The sequence below is a fragment of the Pseudomonas sp. WC2 genome (genome assembly GCF_050586545.1).
GTDB lineage: Bacteria > Pseudomonadota > Gammaproteobacteria > Pseudomonadales > Pseudomonadaceae > Aquipseudomonas.
This window is the reverse complement of sequence record NZ_JBOBDR010000012.1, coordinates 203,338-218,862: the sequence shown is the minus strand read 5'-3', so window position 1 is coordinate 218,862 and position 15,525 is coordinate 203,338. Positions and strand designations below refer to the sequence as shown.

Genomic DNA, 15,525 nt, shown 5'->3' with positions numbered 1-15,525 from the left:
ACCTATTTTCATAAATCTGTCACATCGGTCAAAAAAACCCGAAAACACGAAGGCCGACCCCAAGGGGTAGGCCTTCTTTGCCCTGCCCTTCTACTTACAAGCTAGGGAAAGCGAACTGCGAAGCCTCATGGCTCGCGCGCTGCGGCCAGCGCTGAGTGATCGCCTTGCGACGGGTGTAGAAGCGCACACCATCCGGACCATAAGCATGCAGGTCGCCGAACAGCGAACGCTTCCAGCCGCCGAAGCTGTGATAAGCCACCGGCACTGGCAGCGGCACGTTGACGCCAACCATGCCAACTTCGATCTCGTCGCAGAACAGACGCGCCGCTTCACCATCACGAGTGAAGATGCAGGTGCCGTTACCGTATTCATGATCGTTGATCAGTTGCATGGCCTCTTCCAGGCTGTTCACGCGAACGATGCACAGCACCGGGCCGAAGATCTCTTCTTTATAGATGCGCATCTCAGGGGTGACGTTGTCGAACAGGCAGCCACCGAGGAAGAAGCCTTCTTCATGACCGGCCACGCTGAAACCACGACCGTCGACCACCAGAGTCGCGCCCGCCGCCACGCCGTCATCAACATAACCGCTGACTTTGTCGCGCGCCTGACCGGTGACCAGTGGCCCCATGTCCAGACCGCACGAGGTGCCGGCACCGATTTTCAGCGCCTGGATCTGTGGCACCAGTTTCGCCACCAGCGCATCCGCCACCTGGTCACCAACACACACGGCAACAGAAATCGCCATGCAGCGCTCGCCGCACGAGCCGTAGGCCGCGCCCATCAATGCGCTGACCGCGTTATCCAGATCGGCATCCGGCATCAGCACCGCGTGGTTCTTCGCGCCGCCCAGCGCCTGAACGCGTTTGCCGCGCTTGGTGCCTTCTGCATAGATGTATTCAGCAATCGGCGTCGAACCGACGAAGCTCAGCGCTTTGACTTCCGGCGCTTCGATCAGGGCGTCCACCGCAGTCTTGTCACCGTGCACCACGCTCATCACGCCTTTCGGCAGGCCAGCTTCCAACAGCAACTGAGCGATCAGCAGTGTCGAGCTTGGGTCACGCTCGGACGGCTTGAGGATGAAGCAGTTGCCGCAGACGATCGCCAGTGGGTACATCCACAGCGGCACCATGGCCGGGAAGTTGAACGGGGTGATGCCGGCCACGATGCCCAGCGGCTGGAAGTCCGACCATGCGTCGATGTTCGGGCCGACGTTGCGGCTGTACTCGCCCTTGAGGATTTCCGGGGCGGCGCAGGCGAACTCGACGTTCTCGATGCCGCGCTTCAATTCACCGGCGGCGTCTTCGAGGGTCTTGCCGTGTTCTTCGCTGATCAGTTGCGAGATGCGCGCTTCGTTCTGCTCCAGCAGTTGCTTGAAGCGGAACATTACTTGGGCGCGCTTGGCCGGCGGGGTGTTGCGCCAGGCCGGGAACGCAGCCTTGGCGGCATCAATGGCTTTCTGAATGGTTGCCTGAGTAGCCAGTGGCAGCTTGTGGATCGCCTGACCGGTGGACGGGTTGAACACATCAACCGCGCGACCGTTCTCGGTCACCAGTTCGCCATTGATCAAATGCGGAATAACGCTCATCGAAAACTCCTGAATTCTTGTCCGCAGACGCCCACGAGGGGCGCCGGCTGTTTGTACTTATATATAGAGGGAAAAATCAGTCGAGCTTGTTCAGCACTTCGCCGACCGCGTCGAACAGACGATCGAGGTCTTGCGGCTTGCTGTTGAAGGTTGGGCCGAACTGCAGGGTGTCGCCGCCGAAGCGCACGTAGAACCCGGCTTTCCACAGGGCCATGCCGGCTTCAAACGGACGCACGATGGCGTCGCCGTCACGCGGGGCAATCTGGATCGCGCCGGCCAGACCGAAGTTACGAATGTCGATAACGTTCTTCGAACCTTTCAGACCGTGCAGCGCGTTTTCGAAATGCGGGGCGACTTCGGCGACGCTCTGCACCAGATTCTCTTTTTGCAGCAAATCGAGCGCTGCCAAGCCAGCGGCGCAGGCCACCGGGTGCGCCGAGTAGGTGTAGCCGTGCGGAAATTCCACGGCGTATTCCGGGGTCGGCTGATTCATGAAGGTCTGGTAGATCTCGGAGCTGGCAATCACCGCGCCCATCGGGATCGCGCCGTTGGTGACTTGCTTGGCGATGCACATCAGGTCCGGGGTCACGCCAAAGGTGTCGGCGCCGAACATGTTGCCGGTACGGCCGAAACCGGTGATCACTTCGTCGAACACCAGCAGGATGTTGTGCTGATCGCAGATCTCGCGCAGACGCTTCAGGTAACCCTGTGGCGGAACCAGTACGCCAGCGGAACCGGCCATTGGCTCAACGAATACGGCAGCAATGTTCGAGGCATCGTGCAGCTCGATCAGCTTCAGCAGCTCATCCGCCAAGGCGATACCGCCCTGCTCCGGCATGCCACGGGAGAACGCATTGCTTGCGAGCAATGTGTGCGGCAGGTGATCGACGTCCATCATCGCCTGACCGAACAGTTTGCGGTTGCCGTTGACGCCGCCGAGGCTGGTGCCGGCGATGTTCACACCGTGGTAACCACGGGCGCGGCCGATCATTTTGGTTTTGGTCGCCTGACCTTTCAGGCGCCAGTAGGCACGCACCATTTTCACCGCGGTGTCGGCGCACTCGGAACCCGAGTCAGTGAAGAACACGTGGTTCAGGTTGCCCGGAGTCAGCTCGGTGATTTTCTCGGCCAGCTGGAATGACAGCGGGTGACCGTACTGGAAGCCCGGCGAGTAATCCAGGGTGCCCAGCTGTTTGGAGACCGCTTCCTGAATTTCCTTACGGGTGTGGCCCGCGCCGCAGGTCCACAGACCGGACAGCGAGTCATATACCCGGCGGCCCTTGTCGTCGATCAGCCAGCTACCTTCGGCGCCAACGATCAAACGCGGCTCGCGTTGAAAGTTACGGTTGGCGGTGTACGGCATCCAGTGCGCGTCCAGCTTCAGTTGGCTGGCCAGTGGCGACTGAGCGTTTTCAGGCATGTTCATCGGGCAAAACCTCGCAGGGCATAAGCGTCAGGGAGATAAAAAGCGTTGTTGCAGCTAAATTGCCACGGCGATAAAGTCGGTGAAATCCAACTCTTCTAACCTTCAGTTAGAACTTCGCTAAACAATGAGAACAATAAGATGAGCAGCCGCCGCCCCGATCCGCTGGCCCAGGTCAGTGACTTTGATATTCGCCTGTTGCGGATTTTTCGCAGCGTGGTGGAGTGCGGGGGGTTCTCGGCGGCGGAAACCGTGCTCGGCATCGGTCGCTCGGCGATCAGCCAGCAGATGAGTGATCTCGAGCAGCGCCTCGGTTTGCGTTTGTGTCAGCGCGGGCGCGCCGGGTTCTCGCTGACCGAAGAAGGTCGCGAGGTGTATCAGTCGGCGCTGCAATTATTGAGTGCCCTGGAAAGTTTTCGCACCGAGGTCAATGGCCTGCACCAGCATTTACGCGGCGAGTTGATCATTGGTCTGACCGACAACCTCGTCACCCTGCCCCACATGCGCATCACCCACGCCCTCGCGCAGTTGAAGGAGCGTGGGCCGGATGTGCAAATTCAGATCCGCATGATTGCGCCGAATGAAGTCGAACAGGGCGTGCTCGACGGGCGTCTGCATGTTGGCGTGGTGCCGCAGGCCAGCGCGTTATCGGGACTGGAATATCAGCCGTTGTACAGCGAGCGCTCGTTGCTTTATTGCGCGGTGGGGCATCCGTTGTTTTATGTTGATGACAAGCAACTCGATGACGAACGCCTGAACAGTCAGGATGCGATTGCGCCGACGTTTCGTTTGCCGGCGGATATCCAGGCGCATTATCAGGCGCTGAATTGCACAGCCAGCGCTTCCGACCGTGAAGGCATGGCGTTTTTGATTTTGACCGGGCGTTACATTGGTTATCTGCCGGATCACTACGCCAGCCTTTGGGTGCAACAAGGTCGGTTGCGTGCGCTGAAATCGCAGACGCGGTTCTACGACCTGAGCCTCGCATCGGTCACGCGCAAGGGCCGTCGCCCTCATTTGGTGCTGGAGAGCTTTCTGGAAAGCCTTGCCGCTACACGCTGACAAATCCCGCAAGGCCCAGCAGCGTTGGGCCTCAACGACAAATTCACTGAATAACCTGAGCAAGTGGACAGCTTTTTGCAAAGCAGGATCAACCCCGATCCTTCAACAAGAAGCCCTGAACCATGCAGCCAGATTCCGCACCGTCCAGCGACCTGATCTACGGCCTCAACGACCGCCCCAAACCACTCGCCGCCACCCTTGCCGCGCTGCAACACGTGCTCGCCAGTTTCGTCGGCATCATCACCCCGCCGCTTGTGATTGGTTCGGCGCTCGGGCTCACCGCTTATCTGCCTTATCTGATCAGCATGGCGTTGATGGTTTCGGGCGTCGGCACCTTTATTCAGGCGCGGCGTCCGTTTGGCATCGGCGCGGGGATGATCTGTCTGCAAGGCACCAGTTTCGCCTTTCTCGGTGCAGTGCTGTCAGCCGGTTTTCTGGTCAAGCAACGCGGCGGCAGCCCGGAAGACATTCTCGCGATGATTTTCGGTGTGTGTTTTTTCGGTGCGATGGTGCAAATCGTTTTGAGCCGCTTTATCGGTCAGTTGCGTCGTGTGGTCACGCCGCTGGTGACCGGGATCGTTATCACTCTGATCGGCATCAGCCTGATCAAGGTCGGCATCACTGATCTCGGCGGCGGTTTCAATGCGCCGGACTTCGGTGCGCCAGGCAATCTGGCGTTGGGCGTGTTCGTGCTGCTGACGATCATTCTGCTCAACCGCTCGAACACGCCATGGGTGCGCTTGTCGGCGATCATCATCGGTTTGCTGCTCGGCAGCCTCGCCGCGTGGTTCAGCGGGAAACTGGTGCCGCAGCCTTTGCCTGACTTGCCGCTGGTGAGTTTTCCTACACCGTTCAAGTTTGGCTTCAGCTTCGACTGGACGGCTTTCCTGCCGGTCGCGCTGATTTATCTGATCAGCACCATCGAAACCGTCGGTGACCTCACCGCCAACTGCATGCTCGCCCGCCAGCCCATCAGCGGTCCTTCTTATATAAGCCGCCTGCGCGGTGGCGTGCTGGGTGACGGCGTGAGCTGCATGATCGCCGCGACCTTCAGCGCGTTTCCCAACACCACGTTTGCGCAGAACAACGGCGTGATCCAGTTGACCGGCGTCGCCAGCCGTTACGTCGGGCTGTACATCGGCGCGATTCTGTTCTGTCTGGGTATGTTCCCGATGATCGGCGCGGTGCTGCAACAGATTCCGAAACCGGTGCTTGGCGGTGCGACCCTGGTGATGTTCGGCGCGGTGGCCGCTGCCGGCGTGCGCATCCTCGCGCAGTCGCCACTGGATCGACGCAGCATGTTGATCATCGCCACGTCGTTCGGCGTCGGCCTGGGCATTGCCGCGCAACCGAACCTGCTGCACCTGCTGCCAAAACTGGTGCAGAACCTGTTCGACTCGGCGATCACCAGCGGTGGTCTGACGGCAATCATCCTGTGCCTGTTGCTGCCGGAGTCGAAAACCGAGGCCGCTGAAGCCCGCGCGCCGCTGAACAAGATCGAACAGGCGTAACGGTTTTATCGCGCAAGGACTTGTCGGATGCCTGTGGGTGCGCTATCAACGCAACTGGTTGCACCCACAGACAAACCCGGAAGTGCCTATGACCTTTGAAGTCCCTGCCCATGGCGGCAAACCCGCCAGCCGCATTCGTCAGAAGAACGAAGAGACCATCCTCAAAGCCGCCGAAGACGAGTTCGCCCGTCACGGGTACAAAGGCACCAGCATGAACACCATCGCGCAGAATGCCGGGTTGCCCAAGGCGAACCTGCATTACTACTTCACCAACAAACTCGGTTTGTACGTGGCGGTGCTGAGCAACATCATCGAGCTGTGGGACAGCACCTTCAATACGCTCACCGCCGAAGACGATCCGGCCGAAGCGTTGACTCGCTATATTCGCGCGAAAATGGAATTCTCCCGCCGCCAGCCGCAAGCCTCGCGAATCTTTGCGATGGAAGTCATCAGCGGTGGCGAATGCCTGAGCGAATATTTCAATCAGGATTACCGCGCCTGGTTCACCGGCCGTGCTGCGGTGTTTCAGGCGTGGATCGATGCCGGCAAAATGGACCCGGTCGATCCGGTGCACCTGATCTTTCTATTGTGGGGCAGCACCCAGCATTACGCCGACTTCGCCACGCAGATCTGCCGCGTCAGCGGTCGCAGCAAGTTGACCAAGCAAGACATGGAAGACGCCGGCAATAACCTGATCCGCATTATCCTCAAAGGCTGCGGCCTCACTCCTTCTGTATAAGACGTTTATGCCTTTCACCCTCAGCGGTTTTTGCGAGTACCGCGAAGAGATTCGCAAAAGCCGCTTTATCACTTTCGCCGCACCGATCGGCAGCCCTGCCGATGCGCAGGTGTTCTTCGAACAGCACAGCGATTTGAATGCCTCGCACAATTGCTGGGCGTGGAAACTCGGCGATCAATACCGCAGCAATGACGATGGCGAACCGGGCGGCACCGCCGGGCGACCGATTCTGGCGGCGATTGAAGCGCAGGATTGCGACCAGGTCGCGGTGCTGGTGATTCGTTGGTACGGCGGCATTCAACTCGGCACTGGCGGCTTGGCCCGGGCCTATGGCGGTGGGGCGAACAAGTGCTTGCAGACGGCGGCGAAGGTTGAGCTGATCAGTCGGGTGCCGTTGAGTTGCGCGTGCGGGTTTGCCGAGTTGGCGTTGGTCAAATTGCGCGTGGCCGATCTCGGTGGATTGGTGGTCGAAGAAAACTTCACGGCAAACGGCGTCGAATTGCAGTTGGCGGTGGGCGAAGCACAAATCGATTTGCTGCAAAGTCAGTTGGCCGATTTGAGTCGCGGGCGGATTTTGCTCCAGCGTTAAGACACTGCAATTTTTTAGGGCGTTGCTCGATATGCTCATTCCTGAGACTTGCCCACATCTGCTGTGCACCCGACTGTGGATAACCTGAGTACATTTCGCTGTAACCCTTCTGTCACGCGGCTTTGCGCGGTTTGTTCACTTTTCGTTCAATTCATCCGACGAAGCGAAAATTTCCCGCAGAAACATAGAGTTAGTGCGGTTTAGCACCATTAGAAGAAAGCACTGCAGTGCTTATGCCCGCCATTCCAGCTTGCGCACAATAACTGTGGAACAACCTGTGGATAAGCCGTTCATGACCGGCTCAGTCTCAGGTGCAGCCTAGCCCCAACGTGATTGCTCATTTTTTAATCAGTTGCCAACGGGCAAAACTGGAGCCCGATCAACGGCTTTGCGCTGAATTGGTGCTGTGCCTGCGCTCGATTTGCGACGAGACGCTCTGCGCCAACCCACGGCAACCGCCGCCCGCTCGCGTTCCTGACTCAATGGCCAGGAAATTGCTTTATCCACAGGCACAACTTCAAGCAAGTCGAGCCTGTCATGCCCATTGCTCCTGCAACCCCGCGCCTGCAACTGCGCCATATCAGCAAACGCTACCCCGGTTGTCTGGCCAACGACGCCATCGACCTGACCATCGCCCCCGGTGAAATCCACGCCCTGCTCGGTGAAAACGGTGCGGGAAAAAGCACCTTGATGAAGATCATCTACGGCGTCACCCAATCCGATGCGGGCGAGATGCTCTGGCAAGGTCAGCCGGTCAATATCCGCAACCCGGCGCAGGCGCGGCAGTTGGGCATCGGCATGGTGTTCCAGCATTTCTCGCTGTTCGAAACCCTCAGCGTCGCTCAGAACATCGCGCTGGCGATGGGCGCTGCCGCCGGCACGCCGAAACAACTGGAACCGAAAATTCGCGAAGTGTCGCGCCGTTACGGCATGGCGCTGGAGCCGGAGCGACTTGTCCACAGCCTGTCGATCGGCGAGCGGCAACGGGTGGAAATCATTCGTTGCCTGATGCAGGACATCCGCCTGTTGATTCTCGATGAACCGACTTCGGTGCTGACCCCGCAGGAGGCCGACGAGTTGTTCATCACCCTGCGCCGCCTCGCTGGCGAGGGCTGCAGCATTCTGTTTATCAGCCACAAACTCGGTGAGGTCCGCGCCTTGTGCCACAGCGCAACGGTTTTGCGCGGCGGGCGCGTGGCCGGGCATTGCGTGCCTGCCGAATGTTCGGATCAGCAGTTGGCGCAGTTGATGGTTGGCGAAGCGGCGGCGTTGATCGGCGACTATCCAAAGGTCAGCGGTGGCGCGGCGTTTTTGCAGGTGAAGGGCTTGAGCTGGCACAACCCCGATCCGTTCGGCTGCTCGCTGACAGACATTGATGTGCAGGTGCGCAGCGGTGAAATCGTCGGCATTGCCGGGGTCGCGGGCAATGGTCAGGATGAGTTGCTCGCTCTGCTCAGCGGCGAACAAACCTTGCCTCGTGCGGAGGCCGCGACCATTCGATTCGCCGAGCAAAACGTCGCTGATTTACGCCCGGACGCGCGACGCAAACTGGGCCTGGCGTTCGTGCCTGCCGAACGCCTCGGTCACGGCGCGGTGCCGGAATTGAGCCTGGCGGACAACGCCCTGCTCACCGCTTTCCAACAAGGTTTGGTCAGCCACGGTTTGATCGAACGCGGCAAAGTCGAAGCCCTCGCCCAACAAATCATTCAGCGCTTCGGCGTAAAAACCCCGGACACGCAAACCGCCGCGCGCAGCCTGTCCGGCGGCAACCTGCAGAAATTCATCCTCGGCCGGGAAATCCTCCAACAGCCAAAACTGCTGATCGCCGCGCATCCGACCTGGGGCGTCGACGTCGGCGCCGCCGCGACCATCCACCGGGCACTGATCGCGTTGCGCGATGCCGGCGCAGCGATTCTGGTGATCTCCGAAGACCTCGACGAACTGTTCCAGATCAGCGACCGCCTCGGCGCGTTGTGCGGCGGAAGGCTGTCGGCGCTACACAACACCTCGGATACACAACTCAGCGACGTCGGCGGCTGGATGGCCGGCCAGTTCGACAATCCACCTTCCGCCGCCACGGTTTAACGGAGTTTTACTCATGCTGCTTTCCCTCGAACCCCGTGGCCAGCAATCGCGCTTGATGCTGTGGTGCTCGCCATTACTGGCGGCGGCGCTGACGCTTGGTTGCGGCTCGTTATTGTTTATCGCCCTCGGCCACGACCCGCTGCAAACCTTGCACACGCTACTGATAGCGCCGGTCAGCGATTTGTATGGCGTCTCCGAATTACTGGTCAAGGCGCTGCCGATTCTGCTCTGCGCACTCGGTCTGGCGGTGGCGTATCAGGCGCGGATCTGGAACATCGGCGCCGAAGGTCAATTGCTCCTCGGCGCCCTCGCCGGCAGTGCATTGGCGGTGAACATCATCGACATGCAAAGCCGTTGGGCGCTGGTGTTGATTCTGCTCACCGGCACCCTCGCCGGCGCGGCGTGGGCCGGGCTGACGGCGTGGTTGCGCACGCGCTTCAACGCCAATGAAATCCTCACCAGCATCATGCTCAATTACATCGCCCTGAACCTGCTGCTGTTCTGCGTGCACGGGCCGCTGAAGGATCCGGCCGGGTTCAACTTTCCCGAGTCGGCGATGTTCGGCGACGCCAGCCGTTTGCCGTTGTTGATGGAGGATGGCCGCGTCCACGCCGGGGTGTATTTCGCCCTGCTCGCCCTGGTCGCGGTGTGGGTGTTGTTGCAGAAAAGTTTTGTCGGTTTCCAGATCAAAGTGCTTGGCCTGGACAAGCGCGCGGCGGGGTTTGTCGGCTTTCGCGAGAAGCGTTTGATCTGGCTGGCGCTGTTGATCAGCGGTGGCTTGGCCGGGCTCGCGGGTGTCTGCGAAGTGACCGGACCGATTGGCCAATTGGTGCCGCAAGTGTCGCCGGGGTATGGCTATGCCGCGATTACCGTAGCGTTTCTTGGGCGACTGAATCCGATCGGCATTCTGTTCTCCAGTCTGCTGATGGCGCTGCTCTACATCGGTGGTGAGAGCGCACAAATGACGATGAATCTGCCGCAGGCGATCACCCAGTTGTTCCAGGGAATGATGCTGTTTTTCCTGCTCGCCTGTGACGCGCTGATCCTCTATCGGCCACGCCTGAACCTGCACTGGGTGAAGCGAACGTCGACCACCGCCGTAACCGCCGGAGCGCTGTGATGGATATCGATCTGTTGAGCAATATTTTCTACGCCATGGTGCGATGCGGCACGCCGCTGTTGCTGGTGGCGCTGGGTGAACTGATCTGCGAGAAGAGCGGCGTGCTCAATCTTGGGCAGGAAGGGATGATGCTGTTCGGTGCGGTGATCGGTTTTATCGTCGCGCTGAACAGCGGTAACCTGTGGCTTGGCGTGTTGTTGGCGATGCTGGCCGGGATGTTGTTGTCGTCACTGTTTGCGCTGGTGGCGCTGGTGTTCAACGCCAATCAGGTGGCGACCGGGTTGGCGCTGACGATTTTTGGTGTCGGGCTGTCGACCTTTGTCGGCGCGGCATGGGTGGGTAAGCCGTTGGCCGGCTTTGAGCCGTTGGCGATTCCTTATCTGAGTGAGATCCCGCTGATCGGGCGGATGCTGTTTGCTCAGGATTTGTTGGTGTATCTGTCGTTCGCGCTGTTTGCGCTGGTGGCGTGGGTGATCACCAAAAGCCGTGTCGGATTGATCATTCAAGCCGTGGGTGAGAACCCGGATGCGGCCAGTGCGATGGGCTTGCCGGTGTTGACGGTGCGTACGCTGGCGGTGCTGTTTGGCGGAGCGATGGCCGGGTTGGCCGGGGCTTATTTGTCGCTGGCGTATACGCCGATGTGGGCGGAAAACATGACCGCCGGGCGTGGCTGGATTGCGTTGGCGCTGGTGGTGTTTGCCAGTTGGCGGGTGTGGCGGTTGTTGCTCGGGGCGTATCTCTTTGGCCTCGCCAGCATCCTGCATTTGGTGGCGCAGGGATTGGGGCTGGCGATTCCATCGAGTTTGCTGGCGATGCTGCCGTACGTGGCGACGATTGTGGTGCTGGTGTTGTTGTCGCGGGATGCGCTGCGCACAAGATTGTATGCGCCGGTTTCGTTGGGGCAGCCGTGGCAGGCGGGGCATTGATTGTTGTTTGGGCGGGCCTCTTCGCGAGCAGGCTCGCTCCCACATTTTCCGCGCCCGACTCAGGAATGTGAGGTGGCGCCCGTCTCCTGTGGGAGCGAGCCTGCTCGCGAAGACTTACTCACAGGCAACACCTGAGCAATGCCCCACGCCAACTCGAAGACCATGAAAACCAGCAATATCGAACTGGCGCCGTGCAACAAGGCATACGCTTGCCATGCCGCAAACAAAAACCGCGCCACCGCGTCATAGCGTCCATAAAGCGCCTGCGGATCACGAATCCGCAGCACCGCCCACACGCACACCACAGACCCCAACAGATTCGCCATCAACATGTGCATAGGCTGAAACACCGGCAGCTCGCCGGGCAAATCCAGTGTGCTCAACAATCCATGCACAAGCGCAAAACTCCACGGCGTGGCAAACGCCGCCGTGACGATCAAGTCATACCAGGCGCTGCCGCGCACCACGTTGCGATACTGCGTTGAAGTCCACATCGTCCTTGCTCCAGAAATTCAGGAGCATCCACGGTAAAGCCTGGAGTATGCTCCAGGGTCAATACCTCTTTTGAGAACCAGCATGCGCATCGGTGAATTAGCCCAAGCCAGCGCCGTCAGCCGCGATACCCTGCGTTTCTACGAGCAGCGCGGGTTGATCGCGGCGCAGCGCAGCGCCAACGGTTATCGCGACTATCCGCCGGAAATGCTGCAACTGGTGCTCTACATCAAGACTGCACAACGGCTGGGATTTACTCTCGGCGAGATCGGCGACAGCGTCGGCGCGTTGTGGAACGCCCCCGATCCGGACAACGCCGTGGCTCAGTTGCTGCGCGACAAACTGCAACTGATCGAAACCCGCATGGGCGAACTCGACTTACTGCGGCAAGAGCTGCAACTTCGGCTCGGTCAGGCCTGTCCATTGAATCCATGATCCTCATTCATCAAGGAAGCCTCTCATGTCTGCCAAAAACGCATTGATCATCGGCGCCTCCCGGGGCCTGGGCCTCGGTCTGGTGAAAACCCTGCTGGCCGACGGCTGGCAAGTCACCGCCACCGTGCGCAATCCAAACAACGCCGAGGCGCTGCAAGCGCTGGGCAAGGTGCGGATCGAGAAACTCGACATGGACGATCAGCAAGCGGTGATCGCCCTGAGCCAGCAGCTGAAAGGCGAAACCTTCGACCTGCTGTTCGTCAACGCCGGGGTCAAAGGCCCGGCCGATCAGTCCCCGGGCGGCGCGACACTGGCGGAAGTCGGTCAACTGTTTTTCACCAACGCCGTGGCGCCGATCAATCTGGCCCAGCGTTTTGTCGGGCAGATTCGCGATGGCAGCGGCGTGCTGGCGTTCATGAGCTCCGTGCTCGGCAGCGTGACCATGCCGGACTCGCCAGGACTGGCGCTGTACAAGGCCAGCAAGGCTGCGCTGAATTCGATGACTAACAGTTTTATCACGCAGTTGGGCGAGCAGAAGCTGACGGTGTTGTCGCTGCACCCGGGTTGGGTGAAGACGGATATGGGCGGTGAAGGGGCTGACCTTGATGTCGAGACCAGCACCCGTGGGTTGGTTGATCAGGTGAATGCGTACACTGGCAAGGGCGGGCATCACTTCATCAATTACAAGGGTGAAACGATTCCCTGGTAAACAATGAAGATCCCAATGTGGGAGCGAGCCTGCTCCCACATGGGTTGTGCGGTGAATGGTCGGGTTGGGCTTGCCCGTTGCAACAATTTGTTTGAAACTGCGCACCTCGTCCCCGCGGCGACCCTGGATCAGCAGACAGGGCATCACTGAGCTGGCAACCCTGAACCCATTTTCAGAGGAGCCGGCAACATGCCCGCGACCCGTACCTGGTTAAAAAATCCCCTCGCCATTTTCACTTCCAACGAGCTCGATGCCCGTGGCGGTCTTGTCGTGCAAGACGGTGTCATTGTCGAAGTCCTCGCCGCTGGCCAGCAGCCGTCGGCGCCGTGCAATGCAGTGTTCGATGCCCGCGAGCATGTGATCCTGCCGGGCCTGATCAACACCCACCATCACTTCTATCAAACCCTGACGCGCGCCTGGGCGCCGGTGGTCAATCAGCCGCTGTTTCCGTGGCTGAAAACCCTGTACCCGGTGTGGGCGCGCCTGACGCCGGAGAAACTCGCACTGGCCACCAAAGTGGCGTTGGCTGAGTTGCTGCTGTCGGGTTGCACCACCGCGGCCGACCACCACTACCTGTTCCCGGACGGTCTGGAAAACGCCATCGATGTGCAAGTCGAAAGCGTACGTGAACTGGGCATGCGCGCGATGCTCACTCGCGGTTCGATGAGCCTCGGCGAGAAGGATGGCGGTTTGCCGCCGCAGCAGACCGTGCAGGAAGGCCAAGTGATTCTCGACGACAGTCAGCGCCTGATTCACGAGTACCACGAGCGTGGCGATGGCGCGCAGATCCAGATCGCGCTGGCACCGTGCTCGCCGTTCTCGGTGACCCCGGAAATCATGTCGGCCAGCGCCGAACTGGCGAACAAACTCGACGTGCGTCTGCACACGCATCTGGCCGAAACCCTCGACGAAGAAGATTTCTGCCTGCAGCGTTTCGGCCTGCGCACCGTCGACTATCTCGACAGCGTCGGCTGGCTCGGCCCGCGCACCTGGCTGGCGCACGGCATCCACTTCAACCCGGACGAAATCGCGCGTCTCGGCGAGGCGGGCACCGGTATCTGCCATTGCCCGAGCTCGAACATGCGCCTGGCGTCCGGCATCTGCCCGAGTATCGATCTGACCGATGCCGGCGCGTTGTTTGGCTTGGGCGTCGATGGTTCGGCGTCCAACGATGCGTCGAACATGATTCTTGAAACGCGCCAGGCGCTGTATATCCAGCGTCTGCGTTATGGCGCCGAGAAGATTACCCCGGAACGCGTGCTGGGCTGGGCGACCAAGGGTTCGGCCAGCTTGTTGGGCCGTACCGATATCGGCGAAATTGCCGTGGGCAAGCAGGCGGATCTGGCGCTGTTCAAGCTCGATGAGCTGCGCTTCTCCGGCAGCCATGATCCGATTTCAGCGCTGTTGTTGTGCGGCGCGGATCGTGCGGATCGGGTGATGATTGGCGGCAAGTGGCGCGTGGTGGATGGGCAGGTTGAAGGCCTCGACTTGAAAGGCCTGATCGCCGATCACAGCCAGGCGGCCCGCCAACTGATCGCCGGCACCTGATCCCCCTCCCCATATGATCGTTCCCACGCTCTGCGTGGGAATGCATCTCGGGACGCTCCGCGTCCCAGCAGCGGACGCAGAGCGTCCATGGCGGCATTCCCACGCGGAGCGTGGGAACGATCAATATCAAAGGCCCAGCAGGGACAACATGATAAACGTCGCAAACAGCACGAAGTGCGTCATGCCTTCGATGGCATTGGTTTCGCCGTCATTGAGGTTGATCGCGCTGACGATCAGCGTCAGGAAAATCATCACTGTCTGAACCGGGGTCATCGCCATCTGAAACGGCTGGCCGGTGTACAGCGCCATCGCTTCCATCACCGGCACCGTCAGAATCACCGTCGACAATGACGCGCCCATCGCAATGTTCACCACCGACTGCATGCGGTTAGCCAACGCTGCACGCAACGCGGTCAAAATCTCCGGCGCGGCGGAAATCGCTGCCACCAGAATCGCCGTGATCACCGGCGGTGCGCCCGTGCCTTCCAGGCCCAGATCGAGAGTCTTCGACATCACTTCGGCCAGTGCGCCGATCACCACAATGCCAAACACCAGAATGCCGATCGACAGGCCGATGCTCGGTGCTTTCGCCTGCGCGTCCTGCGGTTCTTTCTTGCGGCGTTTGTCCGGGTAGCTGTAGCTGAAAAAATAACTGTGCGGGCCGACCTGCATGCGCAGAAACAGCGCGTAAAGCACCACCATCGCACCAATCGTGAATGCCGAATAAACCTTCCAGTTGGCCTCGGGAATAAACTCCGGCACCACCATCGACACGCCCATGGCGGTGAGGATCATCACGCTGTAGCTGCGCGCCGAATCGTCGTTGTACGACTGCTCGCCATGTTTGATCCCGCCCATCAGCGCGGCGAGGCCGAGGATGCCGTTGATGTCGAGCATCACCGCCGAGTAGATCGTGTCGCGCACCAGCGTGGGCGATGCTTCGTTGCTCATCATGATTGCCAGAATCACCACTTCGACCAGCACGGCGGCGAGGGTGAGGATCATCGTGCCGTAAGGGTCGCCGACCTTTTCGGCGAGCAATTCGGCGTGGTGGGCGACGCGCATCGAGGCGACGACGATGAAAGCGATCAGCACCAGGCCGGCAGTCAGCGCGACGATCTGGCCGCTGTGCAGCATCCAGTGTTCGAGCGGATAGGCGACGCACGCGGCGATGACGGCCAGGAGCAGAAAGCTTTCTTGCTTGAGAATCGAGAACATGGCGGGCCTTTTTGCCGAAGAGTGCGAATGAGCTACTGACTGCGGAGCGGCGCTAACGTTTCGTTACACCTTAGCGCACC

14 protein-coding genes are annotated in these 15,525 nt (G+C 60.1%); 10 read left to right on the top strand and 4 right to left on the bottom strand.

Annotated elements, in window-relative coordinates; translation table 11 throughout:
* Positions 1-94 precede the first annotated feature (94 nt).
* Positions 95-1,588, bottom strand: coding sequence for a CoA-acylating methylmalonate-semialdehyde dehydrogenase (locus tag ACQ4OE_RS16880; protein WP_122594965.1), 1,494 nt, complete (start codon positions 1,586-1,588; stop codon positions 95-97).
* A gap of 76 nt (positions 1,589-1,664) precedes the next feature.
* Positions 1,665-3,014 (bottom strand): aspartate aminotransferase family protein, encoded by a 1,350-nt coding sequence (locus ACQ4OE_RS16875; protein WP_430947296.1) that lies wholly within the window; start codon positions 3,012-3,014, stop codon positions 1,665-1,667.
* Positions 3,015-3,152: 138 nt separating this feature from the next.
* On the opposite strand from ACQ4OE_RS16875, the gene ACQ4OE_RS16870 reads away from it, so the two are divergent.
* From ACQ4OE_RS16870 to ACQ4OE_RS16840, 7 genes are all read left to right on the top strand, one after another.
* Positions 3,153-4,073 (top strand): LysR family transcriptional regulator, encoded by a 921-nt coding sequence (locus tag ACQ4OE_RS16870; protein ID WP_064387741.1) that lies wholly within the window; start codon positions 3,153-3,155, stop codon positions 4,071-4,073.
* Between the two features lie 122 nt (positions 4,074-4,195).
* A complete protein-coding gene (locus tag ACQ4OE_RS16865; protein ID WP_430947295.1) occupies positions 4,196-5,584 on the top strand; it encodes a uracil-xanthine permease family protein in 1,389 nt (462 codons plus the stop codon).
* A gap of 88 nt (positions 5,585-5,672) precedes the next feature.
* Positions 5,673-6,323, top strand: a complete 651-nt coding sequence (locus ACQ4OE_RS16860) for a TetR/AcrR family transcriptional regulator (RefSeq protein ID WP_122594969.1) — start codon at positions 5,673-5,675, stop codon at positions 6,321-6,323.
* 7 nt (positions 6,324-6,330) lie between these two features.
* Entirely contained in the window at positions 6,331-6,912 is a 582-nt protein-coding gene (locus tag ACQ4OE_RS16855) for an IMPACT family protein (RefSeq protein ID WP_430947294.1), read from the top strand.
* A 537-nt stretch (positions 6,913-7,449) separates the two neighbouring features.
* Positions 7,450-8,997: an ABC transporter ATP-binding protein gene (locus ACQ4OE_RS16850; protein WP_430947293.1), complete on the top strand. Its 1,548-nt coding sequence runs from the start codon at positions 7,450-7,452 to the stop codon at positions 8,995-8,997.
* Positions 8,998-9,010: 13 nt separating this feature from the next.
* Positions 9,011-10,117 (top strand): ABC transporter permease, encoded by a 1,107-nt coding sequence (locus ACQ4OE_RS16845; RefSeq protein ID WP_430947292.1) that lies wholly within the window; start codon positions 9,011-9,013, stop codon positions 10,115-10,117.
* Complete coding sequence (locus ACQ4OE_RS16840; protein WP_430947291.1) at positions 10,117-11,043, top strand: ABC transporter permease; 927 nt, start codon at positions 10,117-10,119, stop codon at positions 11,041-11,043. Before ACQ4OE_RS16845 ends, ACQ4OE_RS16840 begins: the two co-directional genes overlap by 1 nt.
* 59 nt (positions 11,044-11,102) lie before the next feature.
* On the opposite strand, the gene ACQ4OE_RS16835 is transcribed toward ACQ4OE_RS16840, so the two are convergent.
* Complete coding sequence (locus ACQ4OE_RS16835; protein ID WP_430947290.1) at positions 11,103-11,537, bottom strand: hypothetical protein; 435 nt, start codon at positions 11,535-11,537, stop codon at positions 11,103-11,105.
* Positions 11,538-11,619: 82 nt separating this feature from the next.
* Here ACQ4OE_RS16835 and ACQ4OE_RS16830 point away from each other — a divergent pair, with 82 nt between their 5' ends.
* The 3 genes from ACQ4OE_RS16830 (at position 11,620) to ACQ4OE_RS16820 (ending at position 14,227) form a co-directional block, all read left to right on the top strand.
* Positions 11,620-11,970: a MerR family transcriptional regulator gene (locus ACQ4OE_RS16830; protein WP_122594974.1), complete on the top strand. Its 351-nt coding sequence runs from the start codon at positions 11,620-11,622 to the stop codon at positions 11,968-11,970.
* 25 nt (positions 11,971-11,995) lie between these two features.
* Complete coding sequence (locus ACQ4OE_RS16825; protein ID WP_430947289.1) at positions 11,996-12,679, top strand: SDR family oxidoreductase; 684 nt, start codon at positions 11,996-11,998, stop codon at positions 12,677-12,679.
* A 189-nt stretch (positions 12,680-12,868) separates the two neighbouring features.
* A complete protein-coding gene (locus tag ACQ4OE_RS16820; RefSeq protein ID WP_430947288.1) occupies positions 12,869-14,227 on the top strand; it encodes an 8-oxoguanine deaminase in 1,359 nt (452 codons plus the stop codon).
* Between the two features lie 126 nt (positions 14,228-14,353).
* On the opposite strand, the gene ACQ4OE_RS16815 is transcribed toward ACQ4OE_RS16820, so the two are convergent.
* Positions 14,354-15,445, bottom strand: coding sequence for a calcium:proton antiporter (locus ACQ4OE_RS16815; RefSeq protein WP_430947287.1), 1,092 nt, complete (start codon positions 15,443-15,445; stop codon positions 14,354-14,356).
* Positions 15,446-15,525 lie beyond the last annotated feature (80 nt).